This window comes from Caldimonas caldifontis (genome assembly GCF_002930615.1).
Taxonomy (GTDB): Bacteria; Pseudomonadota; Gammaproteobacteria; order Burkholderiales; family Burkholderiaceae_C; genus Caldimonas; species Caldimonas caldifontis.
Map to the genome: position 1 here is coordinate 143,492 of NZ_PSNX01000001.1, position 13,984 is coordinate 157,475.

The window sequence follows — 13,984 nt, forward strand, 5'->3', positions numbered from 1 at the left end:
TGGCAGGGTCAGCGCGGTCGTTCGAGTTGCCACTGCAGATGCGTGCGCACCGTCGGCCATTCGGGGGCCGTGATGCTGTAGACGCAGGTGTCGCGCAAGCTGCCGTCCGGGGTGCGCTGGTGATGGCGCAGGATGCCGTCGAGCCTGGCGCCCAGGCGCTCGATGCCGCGACGGCTGGCCTGGTTGAGGGCGTGCGTGCGGAACTCGACCGCGATGCACTGCAGCGTCTCGAAGGCGTGGGTGAGCAGCAGCAGCTTGGCCTCGGTGTTCAAGGCCGTGCGCTGCACGCGCCGCGCATACCAGGTGGCACCGATCTCCACCCGGCGGTGCACGTTGTCGATGTGGAGGTAGTTGGTCATGCCCGCCAGTCGTCCGGTCGCGCGCTCGCGCACGGCAAAGGGGAGCCAGGCACCCGACTCGCGCAGCGTCAGGCGGCGTTCGATCTCGCCCGGCATCTGCTCGGGAGACGGGATGCTCGTGTACCAGAGCTTCCACAGTTCGCCGTCACGCACGGCGTCGGCCAGGCCGCCGGCATGCTCGGGCGCCAGCGGCTCCAGCACCACGTGGGTGCCGGTGAGCGTGACGGGCTGGGCGAGGGAGGTCATGGTCTCAGCGGTTGTGCCGCTGCATGAAGACCAGCTTCTCGAAGAGCGAAAGGTCCTGCTCGTTCTTCAGCAGGGCTCCCACCAGCGGCGGGATGGCGACCTTGTCGTCCTTGCTCTGCAGGGCTTCGGCCGGCATGTCCTCGGCCACCAGCAGCTTGAGCCAGTCCAGCAGCTCGGAGGTGCTCGGTTTCTTCTTCAGCCCCGGCAGGTTGCGCACGTCGTAGAAGTTCTTCAGCGCAGCCGACAGCAGTTCCTTCTTCAGGCCCGGGAAGTGCACCTCCACGATGCTCTTCATCGTCTCGGCATCGGGGAACTTGATGTAGTGGAAGAAGCAGCGGCGCAGGAAGGCGTCGGGCAGTTCCTTCTCGTTGTTCGAGGTGATGAACACCAGCGGACGATGCTTGGCGCGGATCATCTGCCGCGTCTCATACACGTAGAACTCCATGCGGTCGAGTTCGCGCAACAGGTCGTTGGGGAATTCGATGTCGGCTTTGTCGATCTCGTCGATCAGCAGGGCCACGGGCTGTTCGGCTTCGAAGGCCTGCCAGAGCACGCCCTTGACGATGTAGTTGTGGATGTCCTTCACGCGTGCGTCGCCCAGCTGGCTGTCGCGCAGGCGGCTCACTGCGTCGTACTCGTACAGGCCCTGCTGGGCCTTGGTGGTGGACTTCACATGCCATTGCAGCAGGGGCATGCCCAGCGAGCTTGCCACCTCCTCGGCCAGCATGGTCTTGCCGGTGCCCGGCTCACCTTTCACCAGCAGCGGCCGCTTCAGGGTGATGGCAGCATTCACCGCCAGGCGCAGGTCGTCGGTGGCGACGTAGTTCTCGGAGCCCAGAAACTTCATGGAAGGGTGTGCCAGATCAAGCGTGGATGGGTGTCAGGGCAGTATAAGCGGGCCCGCTATAATCGTCGGTTGATCCCAAACACTGACCCGAGATCTCAACACTCGACGCGCCCATGAAGAAAGTCAAATCCACGATGACCGCGCTGGCCGCAGTGGCCGGTTTGAGCGCCTTCTTTGCGGGCGCGGCCGTTGCCCAGGACGTGAAGGCCGGTGAAGGCAAGGTGGCCATGTGCATCGGCTGTCATGGCATTCCCGGCTACCAGGCGAGTTTTCCCGAGATCCACAAGGTTCCGATGATCTCCGGCCAGAACGCGAAGTTCATCGTGGCCTCACTGGAAGCCTACAAGAAGGGTGACCGCAAGCACCCGACCATGCGCGGCATTGCCGAGTCGCTGTCCGAGCAGGACATGGCTGACATCGCCGCCTTCTACGAACAGCAGGTGCCGCCGGCCAACGTGCCGGAAACCCCGGCCCGCCAGCCGCGAGCCGAAGTGGCCTCGCTGCTGGAAAAAGGCGGCTGCGTGGCCTGCCACGGTGCCAACTTCAACAAGCCCATCGACGGCAGCTACCCCAAGATTGCCGGCCAGCATGCCGATTACCTCTACGTCGCGCTGAAGTCCTACAAGACCGAAGGCAACCCGATCATCGGTCGCAACAACGCCATCATGGCTGGTCAGGTCAAGCAGTTCACTGATGCGGAGCTGCGGGCCATGTCCAACTACATCGCCTCGCTGCCCGGCGACCTGCGCGTGGTGCCGCAATCGCGCTTTCGCACCAGTGCTGCGCGCTGATCGCGCAAGGCGCATGGAAAGGCCGCTGGTTCCAGCGGCCTTTTTCTTTGGGGTCAGCGAAAACGTGTGTCGGGCACGTGGCAGTGCGCGGGGGCTGACTCGGCGGCGAGGTCGTCCAGGATGGGGCAGTCGGGCCGATCGTCGCCATGGCAGTGGGTGGCCAGCTGCTCCAGGGTGCGCTTCATGGCCCGCATCTCCTCGATGCGCCGCTGCAGGTCGGCCGCGTGCTCCAGTGCAACGCGCTTGACCTCGCTGCTGGCACGCTGGCGGTTGCGCCACAGCTGCAGCAGCGTGCGGATTTCCTCGATGCCAAAGCCCAGGTCGCGTGACCGGCGGATGAAGCGCAGGGTGTGCACGGCCGTGTCGTCATACTGCCGGTAGCCCGATTCGGTGCGGGCGATCGGCGGCAGCAGCCCCAGGCTTTCGTAGTGGCGGATCATCTTGGCGCTCACCCCCGAGGCATGCGCGGCCTGACCGATGTTCATGACGAGCTCCTCGCCGAGGGCTTCCAGCGCTTGAGCAGCAGCGCGTTGCTGATCACGCTCACGCTGGACAGCGCCATGGCTGCACCGGCGATCACCGGGCTCAGCAATCCGAGGGCCGCCAGCGGGAGGCCCACCACGTTGTAGATGAAGGCCCAGAAGAGGTTCTGGCGGATCTTGCGGGTGGTGCGACGCGACACCTCGATGGCATCGGCCACCAGGCGCGGGTCGCCGCGCATCAGCGTGATGCCGGCGGCATGCATGGCCACATCGGTGCCCGTGCCCATGGCCAGGCCCACGTCGGCCGCGGCCAGGGCCGGGGCGTCGTTCAGCCCATCACCCACCATGGCCACGCGGCGCGCCCGCGCGCCCTCGCCGGGTGTCTTGAGTTCAGCGATGACCCGCGCCTTGTCCTCGGGCAGCACCTCGGCACGCACGTCACTCATGCCCAGCGCGGCCGCGGCGGCCAGCGCACTGCCACGGTTGTCCCCGCTGACCAGCACGGTGCGGATGCCCTGGGCGTGCAGCCGGCCGATGGCCTCGCGCGCCTGGGGCTTGAGGTGGTCGCCAAAGGCCAGCAGGCCCAGCAGGCGTGGCGCCGGGGCGGTTTCGGCCAGCCAGGACACGGTGCGGCCCTGGGTCTGCAAGGCCTGGGCGGGGCCCGCCAGGGGCGCGGGGTCCAGGCCCATCTCCTGCAGGCCGCGGGCGTTGGCCAGCACCAGATCGCGTCCGTCCACGCGCCCTGCCACGCCCCGGCCGGGCAGGGCGCGCACGCCTTCTGCGGCCGGTGCGGCGAGCGCACGCTGTGTGGCCGCCTCGAGCACGGCATGGGCCAGCGGATGTTCGCTGCCGGACTGCAGCGCCGCGGCCCAGGCCAGCAGCGTGTCGTCGCTGAGGCCAGGTGTGGCCTGCATCGCCACGAGCGCCGGCCGGCCCTCGGTGAGCGTGCCTGTCTTGTCGAAGGCCACCGTGTCGATGCCGTGCGCCACCTCCAGGGCCTGCGCGTCCTTGATGAGGATGCCGTGGCGCGCGGCGATGCCCGTGCCCACCATCAGCGCCGCCGGCGTGGCCAGCCCCAGGGCGCAAGGGCAGGCGATCACCAGCACCGACACGGCGTTGATCGTGGCGGTGGACCAGTCCCCCGTGGCGAGGCCCCAGCCCAGCACGGTGACGAGCGCGAGGCCCACCACCGCCGGGACGAAGACCGCGCTGACCTGATCGACCAGGCGCTGGATCGGCGCCTTGTGGCCCTGGGCCGATTCCACCAGGCGCACGATGCGCGCCAGCGCGGTTTCGGCCCCCACGGCCACGGTGCGCAGCACCACGCGGCCCTCGGCATTGATCGACCCGCCGGTGACGCGCTCGCCCGGCCCCTTGCTGACGGGCAGGCTCTCGCCGGTCAGCAAGGATTCATCGAAATGGCTGTGGCCTTCGAGCACTTCGCCGTCCACGGGCACCCGCTCGCCGGGGCGCACCACCACGATATCGCCCACCACCACCTCGGCCAGGGGCAACTCCACTTCCTCGTCTCCACGGCGCACGCGGGCGGTTTCCGGGGCCAGGGCCTGCAGGGCGCGGATGGCTTCGGTGGTCTGGCGCTTGGCGCGCGCTTCCAGCCACTTGCCCAGCAGCACGAGCGTGATCACCACGGCAGCCGACTCGAAATAGAGGTGCGGCATGCCGCTGTCATCGGAGAGCATCCGGTAAACGCTCAGCCCGTAGGCCGCGCTGGTGCCCAGGGCCACCAGCAGGTCCATGTTGCCGGTGCCGGCGCGCAGGGCCTTCCAGGCCGCGCGATAGAAGCGCGCCCCGAGCCAGAACTGCACCGGTGTGGCCAGCGCCCATTGCAGCCAGCCGTTGAGCATCCAGTGCTGCCCGAAGAGGTCGCCCACCATCGGCCCGGCCAGCGGCAGCGACAGCAGGGCCGCCAGCACCACCGCCTGGCCTTCGCTCACGCCGCGCCGTGCCGGGGCGGCGGGCGCGGCGGTGGTGCCGGGCAGGTGGGCGGTGTAGCCGGCGTCGCGCACGGCACCCAGCAGGGCGGCGTCGCTGACGCCCTGCAAGGCCGTGACGGTGGCTGTTTCCGTGGCCAGGTTGACGCTGGCCTCCATCACGCCCGGCACCCGCTTGAGGGCTTTCTCGACCCGGCTCACGCAACTGGCGCAGGTCATGCCTTCAATGCGCAGTTGCTGTTCGCGCCGCGGCACATCGTAGCCGGCGGCCTGGACCGTGCTCACGAGCTCAGGCAGCGGGCACTGCGCCTGCACGGTGGCCGATTCGGTGGCCAGATTGACGCAGGCACTTTCCACACCGGGCAGGCGCTTCAGGGCCCGCTCGACCCGACTCACGCAGGAGGCGCAGGTCATGCCGTCGATCGGCAAGGTATAGGTGGTCATGGCAAGGCTTGGAGAAGTGAACAATGACGTCAGCGTAGACCTTTACCTGATGGCAAGGTCAAGCGCGAACTTCGGGCTTGACCTTGCCATGATGGCAAAGTCTAAAGTGAAGGCATTTCCACCACCGACAAGGCCTTGCCATGATCGAACTGACCCTGAAGGACATGACCTGCGGCCATTGCGTGCGCACCGTCACGCAGACCGTTCAGAAGCTGGACCCGCAGGCACGCATCGAGATCGACCTGCCCGCTCAGCGGGTGAAGATCGAGACGCAGCAGCCGCCCGAGGCCGTGCGCCAGGCACTGGCCGAGGAAGGCTACCCGGCGAGCTGAACCGGCACGGTCCGGAGACTCAGCGCGTGGCGCGCCGGCGCACGCAGTCGATGTAGGCCTCGCCATCGGGCGGCAGGCCGCTGCGCTGCGAGGTCCACAGCATCTGGCCCAGGCATTCCATCACCTCGTGATGGGCCTCGTGCAGCGAGCCCAGTCGGCGCGACAGCAGATCGGTGGCCTGGCGGATGCCACGCGGCTGGTCCACGCCGGTCTGCTCGCTGATCGACAGGTGCATGGCCAGGTGCAGGAAGGGGTTGGTGCGGCCCTCCTCCACCTCGAAGCTGGCCGCCACGGCCGCCTCGGCATCGGCCAGGTCGCCGTGGTATTCGGGGTGCTGGCTGATCCAGTCCGAAGCGATGGCTTCCAGGGGCGTCAGCGGTTCGCCGGCACGTTCCTTGCGGAAGGTCTCGCAGAAGAATCGCCGCACATCGTGTTGGGTTGGGGCAAACATCCGACAATTCTGCTCCTTTGCCGTTGACTGGAAAAGAACACCATGCAGATCACCACTGAACAGCTGTTCGACCACGCCCGCACCCACAACGTCTGGCTCGATAGGCCGGTGTCCGAGGACACCCTGCGCCAGCTCTACGACATGATGAAGTTCGGCCCCACCTCCGCCAACTGCAGCCCGCTGCGCATCCAGTTCGTCACCAGCGTGCAGGGCAAGGCGCGCCTCGTGCCGCTGATGGACGCCGGCAACCAGGCCAAGACGGCCAAGGCGCCGGTCACCGCCATCCTGGGCATGGACCTGGCCTTCTACGAGCACATGGGGGAGCTGTTCCCGCACAACCCCGGCGCGAGGGGGTGGTTCGAAGGCCAGCCGGCCAAGATCGAGGCCACGGCCTTCCGCAACTCCAGCCTGCAAGGCGGCTATTTCATCCTGGCGGCACGGGCCCTGGGCCTGGACTGCGGGCCGATGAGCGGCTTCGATGCGGCCAAGGTGGACGCAGAGTTCTGGGCCGGCACCCAGGTGAAGACCAACTTCATCTGCAACCTGGGCCACGGCGACGCCAGCCAGCTCTTTCCCCGCAGCCCCCGGCTGAGCTTCGAGCAGGCCTGCCGCATTGTCTGAGGCCGCGTCAGACGCGCCAGCGCGGCAGCGTCCACTGCCGCGCCAGGGCCAGCAGGCGCACCGCGGCGATGGCCACCACGGTGATCACCAGGGCCCAGTCTGCGCCCACAGCCAGGCGCTCCAGGCCCACGTACAGCCAGCCGCCGATGAAGGCCACCACGGCATAGGGTCGGTGGTCTCGGAAGGCATTGGGGATTTCATTGCAGACGACGTCGCGCAGCACGCCGCCGAACACCCCGGTCACCACCCCCATGAGCACCGCAATGAGCGGGGGGTGTCCAAGGCCCAGGGCCATGTCGGTCCCGGCGGCGGCGAACAGACCCAGGCCCAGCGCGTCGGGGATGAGGATCGCGCGCTCGGTGAGGGCCAGATGGCGGGCGCGCAGCACGATCATCGCCAGCACACTGAGCACCAGCACCGCCCACACGTACTCGACATGACGCACCCAGAAGAAGGGGCGCTGGTCGAGCAGCAGGTCGCGCAGCGTGCCACCGCCGAAGGCGGCCAGAAAGGCCACCACGCAGGCGCCCACGGCATCGAGCTTGCGGCGCGCCGCTTCAAGCAGGCCCGACAGGGCAAAGGCCAGCGTGGCGGCCACTTCGATGACAAGGCGCAGGCCTTCGATGCGGGACGGATCCATGGGCCGCATGTTACCCAGGGGGCCGCATGGCCGAGCTGACCCGCTGGCTCATCACCGACCCCTGGTTCTATGCCGCAGCCATTCCGGCCGTGCTGCTGATGGGGCTGTCCAAGAGCGGCTTCGGCTCGGGCTTCGGCTCGCTGGCCGTGCCCATCATGGCGCTCACGATCTCGGTGCCCCAGGCCGCGGCCATCATGCTGCCCCTGCTGGCGGTGATGGACGTGCTGGGCGTGACGGCCTACCGACGCCACGTCGATCTGAAGCTCATCCGCCTGCTCCTGCCGGCGGGTCTGGTCGGGACCGTGGTGGGCATGCTGCTGTTCGGGGTCCTCTCTCCCACGACGGTGGCTGCCGTGGTGGGGGGGCTCACGCTTGCCTTCCTGGCGCAGCGGCTCTTTTTCCCGCCGCGCGCCGATGCGCCTCCACCGCCGTTGTGGCTGGGCCGCCTGCTCGCCGTGGCCTCGGGCTTCACGAGCTTCGTCGCCCACGCGGGTGGGCCGCCCATCAACGCCTACGTGCTGCCGCTGCGCCTGTCGCCCGTGGTGTTCTCGGCCACGATGGCGGTGTTCTTCGCGGCGGTGAATGCCTCGAAGTGGATCCCCTACGCCTGGCTGGGCCTGATCGACTGGCGCAACATGATCACGGCCCTGGCCCTGATGCCCTTTGCACCGATGGGCGTGTGGCTGGGCGTGCGCCTGGTGCACCGTGTACGCCAGGACTGGTTCTACCGGCTCGTGTACGCCGGCATGTTCCTCACCGGCTGCAAGCTGCTCTGGGACGGCTTGCGCTGATCACTCCCCCCAGCCCTCGCGGCGGCGCTCTTCCGGGCTCTGGCGTTCCTGCGCGAACAGGGTTTCGAGCTGCTGGCGGCCTTGCTTGGCGATCGCGATCAGGCGGGCCTGGTCCTTGTAGTGGGGCAGCTGCTGCTCGAGCTGGTCGATGGTGTGGCGCCGGAAGCGCAAGGCCAGCTCGCGCGCGTGGTGCGGTTCCCAGCCCATCTTCTCCAGCACGGTGCGCGCGCTCATCAGGGCCGAATCCAGGGTCTCGCGTTCGATGTGGGTGACGCCGCGCTGGCGCAGCTCATACCAGTGCGTCACGTTGCGGGCGCGCGCCACCACCTGCAGGTGGGGGAAGTGGTCCCGGGCCAGGTCGGCGATGGCCAGGCTCTGCTCGATGTCATCCACCGCGATCACCAGCACCCGGGCCGTTCCGGCGCCGGCCGTGCGCAGCAGGTCGAGCCGGGTGGCGTCGCCATAGTGCACCCGCCAGCCGAAGCGGCGCACGACCTCCACCTGTTCGGGGTCGTGGTCGAGCACGGTGGCGTTCACGCCGTTGGCGAACAGCAGCCGGCCGATGATCTGCCCGTAGCGGCCGAAGCCGGCGAGGATGACCGGCGCCTCCTGGGGGTCGCTCAGTTCGGGCAGGTCGGGGCGTGTCGTACCTTGCGTGGGCATCCAGCGTTCGGCCAGGCGCAACAGCAGCGGCGTGAGCAGCATGGACAGCGCCACCGTGGCCACGAGCACCGAGTGCGCCGCCGCGTCGAGCACGCCCACCTGGGCGCCGGCCTGGAAGACCACGAAGCCGAATTCGCCGCCCTGCGCCAGCAACAGCATGAAGACGGCGCGCTCGGGCTTGGGGATGGGCATCCAGCGCGCGATGGCCCACATCACCACCAGCTTGATGAGCAGGAAGCCCGCCAGCAGCAGGGCGATCCACCCGGGCCGCGCGGCCACCACCCCGAAGTCGATGCCCAGGCCCACGGCAATGAAGAACAGGCCCATCAGCAGGCCGCGGAAGGGTTCGAGGTCGGTTTGCAGTTCGCGCCGGTATTCGCTGTCGGCCAGCAGCACACCGGCCAGGAAGGCGCCCAGCGCCATCGACAGCCCGATGGACTGCATCAGCGCCGCGATGGCCACCACCAGCAGCAGCGAGGCGGCGGTGAAGATCTCGCGCGAATCGCTGCGCGCGATCCAGCGCAGCACGGGGCGCAGCAGCAGCCGCCCCCCGAAGATCACGCCGGCCACGGCCACCACGGCCTTCAGGGCCGTGCTGCCCCCGCCGGGATCGGCGCCGGTGACCGCCACCGCCCCCAGCAGCGGCACCAGGGCCAGGAAGGGGATGGACGCCACGTCCTGGAAGAGCGACACCGACAGCACCGCCCGGCCGGATTCGCGTGCCAGCAGGTGGCGTTCGCCCAGCACGCCCAGCGCGATGGCGGTGGACGACATGGCCAGGCCGAAGGCGGCCACCAGGCTGAGCTGCCACGACGTCCCGGCCAGCAGACCGGCACCCATCATGAGCAGGGTGCATCCCACGAGTTGCACGCTGCCCCAGCCGAAGATGGGCACGCGCAGGGCCCACAGGCGGCGCGGTTCCAGGTCCAGCCCCACGAGGAAGAGCATCAGCACCACGCCGAACTCCGAGAAGCTCAGGATCTGTGCACCATCGCGCACCAGCCCCAGCCCCCAGGGGCCGATGGCCATGCCGGCCACGAGATAGCCCATCACCGAGCCCAGGCCCAGGGCCTTGGCGATGGGCACGGCCAGCACGGCCGCGGCGAGGAAGATCAGCGAGCCGGTGAGCCAGGTGGAGGCATCCATGGGTCAGGGGGTGTGAGAGGAGGAGAGGGAGGGGCGGTCGCCGGCCGGCACGTCGCAGCCGGGGCACGCCGACAGCTCGGCCAGTTCGGGCCAGTCGGGGTACTGGCGCAGCCGCTGCGCGTAGGTGTGCGCGTGGGCGTCGAGGGCGGCAGGCTCGACACGGTGGGCGCCATGCAACACCAGCGGCGGCAGGAAGCGCATGCCGCACAGCGTGGCCGTCTGCTCGTAGGGTGGCAGGAAAGCGTCGAAGAAGTAGCGGTTGTAGCCGCTCGGGTGGTAGGCGGCCTCGCCGCCGCCGGTGGACGTGACCAGCCACAGGTCCTTGCCCCGCAGGGCCTGGCCGCCGCGACCATAGGCCCAGCCCAGGGTCAGCACCTCGTCCACCCATAGCTTCATCAGCGGCGGCATGCTGTACCAGCGGATGGGGTGGAGCCACACCACCAGGCGCGCGGCGGCCAGGGCCTGTTGTTCTTGCGCGACATCGATGAGGTAGTCGGGGTAGAGCGCATAGAGGTCGCGCACCGCCACCGAGGACCCCGCTTGCGAGCGGGAGGCGTCGATCAGGCGACGCGTCACCTGCGAGAGCTGCAGCCGCGGATGCGCAGCCAGGACGAGGATCGAGGACATGGCCGCTAACATAGCCGAATAGCAACCCGAAGACGGAGAGCGCGATGCCGGTGATCGTGGTGGCCAATCCCAAGGGCGGCGTGGGCAAGTCCACGATCGCCACCAACCTTGCCGGCTGCATCGCCTCGCGCGGGCATGCGGTGATGCTCGGCGACGTCGACCGGCAGCAGTCGGCGCGCACCTGGCTCTCCCTGCGGCCCGCATCGGCCTGGCCCATCGCCGGCTGGGACGTGGCCCACGACAACATCGTCAAGCCGCCCAAGGGCACCACCCACGTGGTGCTCGACACCCCGGCGGGCCTGCACGGCAGGCGCTTCGACGAGGTGATGAAGCTGGCCGACCAGATCATCGTGCCGCTGCAGCCCAGCATCTTCGACATCTACGCCACACGCGACTTCCTCAACCAGGTGCTGGCGCACCGCAAGTCGGCCCAGGTGCAGGTGGGCGTGGTGGGCATGCGCGTGCGCGAGCACACCATCGCGGCCGACCAGCTCAAGGCCTTCGTGGCCCAGCTCGAGGTGCCGGTGGTGGGCTACCTGCGCGACACGCAGAACTACATCCAGCTGGCCGCTCGCGGCCTGACGCTGTGGGACGTGGCCCCCGGCCGGGTCGAGCGCGACCTGCAGCAGTGGGAGCCGCTGATCGAATGGCTGCAACTCTGAACATCAACCCCTGAGCACCCCCGCATGAGAAGTTTCGAGACCCTGGAAGAACTGCGCCCCCTGGTGGGCCAGGCCATCGGCACCAGCGACTGGGTCCACATCGACCAGGAACGCATCAACCTCTTTGCCGAGGCCACCGGCGACCACCAATGGATCCATGTCGATCCCGAGCGTGCCGCGGCCGGCCCCTTTGGCGCCCCGATCGCGCATGGCTTCCTCACCCTCAGCCTGCTGCCGCTTTTCTTTGCCACGGGTTTCGAGGTGCGCCAGACCCGCATGGGCGTGAACTACGGGCTCAACAAGGTGCGCTTCCCGGCGCCGGTGCCGGTCGGCAGCCGCCTGCGGGCCCACTTCAAGTTGCTGGCCTTCGAGCCCATCGACAACGGCGGAGTGCAGCTCACGGTGGAGGCCACCATCGAGCGAGAGGGCTCGTCCAAGCCGGTGTGTGTGGCTGAATCGATCAGTCGGCGCTATCCCTGAGCGCGCGGGGTGCGCACCACACCCCCCTTTGGGGGTGCCAGCAGATGGCGAGCGTCCACTAGCATTGCGGCCTGACGCGGATCAATAATCAAGAACCGCTGCGGCTTGTCGGGGCGGCCAGGGCGCCGTTGAGAGGGAATATGGGCATGCGAGTACTGCTGGTCGACGACCATCCGCTGATCCTGTCGGCGCTGCAAACGGTCATCCAGGGCCTGGGCGACGATGTCGAGGTGCAGGGCGTCGGCAGTGGCCGGGCTGCACGCGAAGCCCTGAAGCAGGACGCCAACTACGACCTGGTCATGCTCGACCTGGCCCTCGGTGATGCCAGCGGCTTCGACCTGCTGACCGAGTTCCGCAATGCCTACCCCGCGCTGCCGGTGGTGGTGGTCTCCGCGTCCGATCGCACCTCCGACGTCATCCGGGCCATCGACCTGGGCGCCATGGGCTTCGTGCCCAAGCGGGCCTCCAACGACACCCTTTTCGAGGCCCTGCGCGTCGTGATGTCTGGCGGCATCTACGTGCCCCCCATGACCATGGGCCGCAACGCGGAAGCGGCGCCTGTCGCCGATGCCGACACCGAACCCGGTGGCTACCTGCGCACCGTCAGTGGCGAGGCCGAACGCAGCGGCTACCAGACGGCGCCCTCGCTGGCCTCGCTCGGGCTCACGCCGCGCCAGACCGATGTGCTGGCCCTGTTGTTGCAAGGCCAGCCCAACAAGCTCATCGCCCGCGAACTGGGCCTGTCGGTCGAAACGGTGAAGGATCACGTGGCGGCCGTGTTGCGGGCGCTGGGCGTGAGCTCACGCACGCAGGCCGTGCTGGCCGTCAGCCAGATGACCCAGCAGCACGGCAGCTTCCAGGCTTGGCGCGCCTCGCAGCATTGAACGCACCCCTGTAGCAGGCAGGTGCGTTCCATGCGGGTCGCCATCATCTCCGTCTTCACCGACTACCACCGGAAGGGGCAGCACCACCGCGGGGGACTGCAGCCCCAGATCGGCCCGCTGATCGCCGGCCTGTTGCCCGACTGGTGTGATGTCGAGATCGTCAACGACACCTGGGACGATCCGGACTGGTCCAAGTCCTACGACCTGGTGTTCCTTTCCTGCGTGCACGCTGACTGGGACCGGGCGCGGCAGATCAGTCACTACTACCGCCGACGCGGGGCCCGTACGGTGTTAGGCGGGGGCATGGCGGGCACCTATGCGCACCTGTGCGCCCCCTACTTCGATGCCGTCGTGATCGGTGATCCCGAGGACACCGTGCAGCGGGTGGTGGAGGATGCCCGTGACAACCGGCTGCAGCCGGTGTATCGCTCTGCGGGGTACTTTGCCGACCTGGTGCCGGTGCCGCGCATTGCGCCGGTGGCGCGCAAGCAGGTCTTCCCGCTGTCGGTGGAGGCCACGCGCGGCTGCCCCTATGCCTGCGACTTCTGCGCGCTGACCGCGGTGGGCACCCGCCATGCGCTGCGCCCCGTACACACCGTCGTGCGCGACATCCTGGCGGGTCAGGCTGCTCTGCGAGACGCCAAGGTCGCGGGCTGGAAGCAGCGCCTCATTGTTTTCTACGACAACAACCTGGCGGGCAACCTGAAGTGGTTTCGGGAGCTGTGCCTGGCACTCAAGCCCCTGGGGGTGCTGTGGGGGGCCTGCCTCACTTTCAACGTCATCGCCAACCGCGAACTGCTCAAGCTGATGTACGACTGCGGCTGCCGGGCCGTGTTCGTCGGTCTGGAGACTTTCAATCCGGCCACGCTGGCGGACATCACCAAGCCCCAGAACAACATCGGCAAGATCGCCCAGGCCATCGCCCAGAGCCGCGACGAGGGCATTCTGGTGATCGCCGGCCTCATTGTCAGCCCGATCCACGACGACGAGGCCTATATCCGCTCGTTGCCCGATCACCTCGACGCATGCGGCCTGCACGTGCCGAGCTTCGTGTCTTTCGAGACCCCCATCCCGGGCACACCGTTCTTCGACCGCATGGCTGGGAGCGAGCGGCCCATGTTCCTGCCCAACGCAAACCTCTACGACTTCAGTGCCTACACCCTGGTGCTGCAGCCCCAGAAGGCGCCGCTCGATCGTTTCCTGAAGGCCTATGACGAGACGATGCGCCACATCTACGCACCCTCGCATCGGCTGGCCAAGCTCGCGGACGACCTGCCGCGCCTGCTGCGCCGCGGGTCCTGGACCGCCGCCGCCCTGGATGTGGGCGACATGTGGGCAACGCGCTTCGATCCGGTGCCGGGCCGCACCTTCATGGCCGGCACCGACACGCCTCCTCCAGAGACGGTGCCGTTTTCCCGCGACGACTTCGATTGCGAAGCACAGCAGCTTGATCTGTGCAGCCCCACCCTGGTCACCGACGAGGACGGACGAGTGCTACCCGGCTGGCGCCACCACGACAAGGTGTTCAACGTGAACACGCTGCGCAAGACGACCGTGATTGCCTGA

General features: G+C 68.4%; 16 protein-coding genes. 8 read left to right on the plus strand and 8 right to left on the minus strand.

Features of this window, described 5'->3' with window-relative positions; translation table 11 throughout:
* Positions 1 to 8: 8 nt before the first annotated feature.
* Positions 9 to 605, minus strand: a complete 597-nt coding sequence (locus tag C1704_RS00665; RefSeq protein WP_104299974.1) for a GNAT family N-acetyltransferase — start codon at positions 603 to 605, stop codon at positions 9 to 11.
* A gap of 4 nt (positions 606 to 609) precedes the next feature.
* The gene (locus C1704_RS00670; protein WP_104299976.1) at positions 610 to 1,452 is read right to left on the minus strand and encodes an AAA family ATPase; all 843 of its coding nucleotides are present in this window, start codon (positions 1,450 to 1,452) and stop codon (positions 610 to 612) included.
* Between the two features lie 113 nt (positions 1,453 to 1,565).
* Here C1704_RS00670 and C1704_RS00675 point away from each other — a divergent pair, with 113 nt between their 5' ends.
* On the plus strand, positions 1,566 to 2,243 hold the full coding sequence (locus C1704_RS00675) for a c-type cytochrome (protein ID WP_104299978.1): 678 nt from the start codon (positions 1,566 to 1,568) through the stop codon (positions 2,241 to 2,243).
* A 53-nt stretch (positions 2,244 to 2,296) separates the two neighbouring features.
* Here C1704_RS00675 and cueR read toward each other — a convergent pair whose 3' ends face one another.
* Positions 2,297 to 2,728, minus strand: a complete 432-nt coding sequence (gene cueR, locus C1704_RS00680; RefSeq protein WP_104299979.1) for a Cu(I)-responsive transcriptional regulator — start codon at positions 2,726 to 2,728, stop codon at positions 2,297 to 2,299.
* Positions 2,725 to 5,121, minus strand: a complete 2,397-nt coding sequence (locus tag C1704_RS00685; protein ID WP_104299981.1) for a heavy metal translocating P-type ATPase — start codon at positions 5,119 to 5,121, stop codon at positions 2,725 to 2,727. Before C1704_RS00685 ends, cueR begins: the two co-directional genes overlap by 4 nt.
* 140 nt (positions 5,122 to 5,261) lie before the next feature.
* Here C1704_RS00685 and C1704_RS00690 point away from each other — a divergent pair, with 140 nt between their 5' ends.
* Positions 5,262 to 5,453, plus strand: coding sequence for a heavy-metal-associated domain-containing protein (locus C1704_RS00690; protein ID WP_104299983.1), 192 nt, complete (start codon positions 5,262 to 5,264; stop codon positions 5,451 to 5,453).
* 19 nt (positions 5,454 to 5,472) lie between these two features.
* Here C1704_RS00690 and C1704_RS00695 read toward each other — a convergent pair whose 3' ends face one another.
* Entirely contained in the window at positions 5,473 to 5,904 is a 432-nt protein-coding gene (locus tag C1704_RS00695) for a DUF1841 family protein (protein ID WP_104299985.1), read from the minus strand.
* A 42-nt stretch (positions 5,905 to 5,946) separates the two neighbouring features.
* Here C1704_RS00695 and C1704_RS00700 point away from each other — a divergent pair, with 42 nt between their 5' ends.
* Positions 5,947 to 6,525 (plus strand): malonic semialdehyde reductase, encoded by a 579-nt coding sequence (locus C1704_RS00700; RefSeq protein ID WP_104299987.1) that lies wholly within the window; start codon positions 5,947 to 5,949, stop codon positions 6,523 to 6,525.
* Positions 6,526 to 6,532: 7 nt separating this feature from the next.
* Here C1704_RS00700 and C1704_RS00705 read toward each other — a convergent pair whose 3' ends face one another.
* Positions 6,533 to 7,174: a trimeric intracellular cation channel family protein gene (locus tag C1704_RS00705; RefSeq protein ID WP_104299989.1), complete on the minus strand. Its 642-nt coding sequence runs from the start codon at positions 7,172 to 7,174 to the stop codon at positions 6,533 to 6,535.
* A 17-nt stretch (positions 7,175 to 7,191) separates the two neighbouring features.
* On the opposite strand from C1704_RS00705, the gene C1704_RS00710 reads away from it, so the two are divergent.
* Positions 7,192 to 7,956 carry a sulfite exporter TauE/SafE family protein gene (locus C1704_RS00710; protein WP_104299991.1) on the plus strand — a complete coding sequence of 255 codons (765 nt, stop codon included), beginning with the start codon at positions 7,192 to 7,194 and terminating at the stop codon, positions 7,954 to 7,956.
* Here C1704_RS00710 and kefC read toward each other — a convergent pair whose 3' ends face one another.
* Together kefC and kefF are read right to left on the minus strand one after the other, a co-directional pair.
* Positions 7,957 to 9,765 carry a glutathione-regulated potassium-efflux system protein KefC gene (kefC, locus tag C1704_RS00715; RefSeq protein ID WP_104299993.1) on the minus strand — a complete coding sequence of 603 codons (1,809 nt, stop codon included), beginning with the start codon at positions 9,763 to 9,765 and terminating at the stop codon, positions 7,957 to 7,959. It lies immediately after the preceding gene.
* Between the two features lie 3 nt (positions 9,766 to 9,768).
* The gene (kefF, locus tag C1704_RS00720) at positions 9,769 to 10,392 is read right to left on the minus strand and encodes a glutathione-regulated potassium-efflux system oxidoreductase KefF (protein WP_104299995.1); all 624 of its coding nucleotides are present in this window, start codon (positions 10,390 to 10,392) and stop codon (positions 9,769 to 9,771) included.
* Positions 10,393 to 10,436: 44 nt separating this feature from the next.
* Here kefF and C1704_RS00725 point away from each other — a divergent pair, with 44 nt between their 5' ends.
* The 4 genes from C1704_RS00725 to C1704_RS00740 all read left to right on the plus strand — a co-directional run bounded on the left by C1704_RS00725 (position 10,437) and on the right by C1704_RS00740 (position 13,984).
* On the plus strand, positions 10,437 to 11,054 hold the full coding sequence (locus C1704_RS00725; RefSeq protein WP_104299997.1) for a ParA family protein: 618 nt from the start codon (positions 10,437 to 10,439) through the stop codon (positions 11,052 to 11,054).
* A 24-nt stretch (positions 11,055 to 11,078) separates the two neighbouring features.
* Entirely contained in the window at positions 11,079 to 11,534 is a 456-nt protein-coding gene (locus tag C1704_RS00730) for a MaoC family dehydratase (protein WP_104299999.1), read from the plus strand.
* 146 nt (positions 11,535 to 11,680) lie between these two features.
* The gene (locus tag C1704_RS00735) at positions 11,681 to 12,418 is read left to right on the plus strand and encodes a response regulator (protein WP_104300341.1); all 738 of its coding nucleotides are present in this window, start codon (positions 11,681 to 11,683) and stop codon (positions 12,416 to 12,418) included.
* A gap of 30 nt (positions 12,419 to 12,448) precedes the next feature.
* Positions 12,449 to 13,984: a B12-binding domain-containing radical SAM protein gene (locus tag C1704_RS00740; protein ID WP_104300001.1), complete on the plus strand. Its 1,536-nt coding sequence runs from the start codon at positions 12,449 to 12,451 to the stop codon at positions 13,982 to 13,984.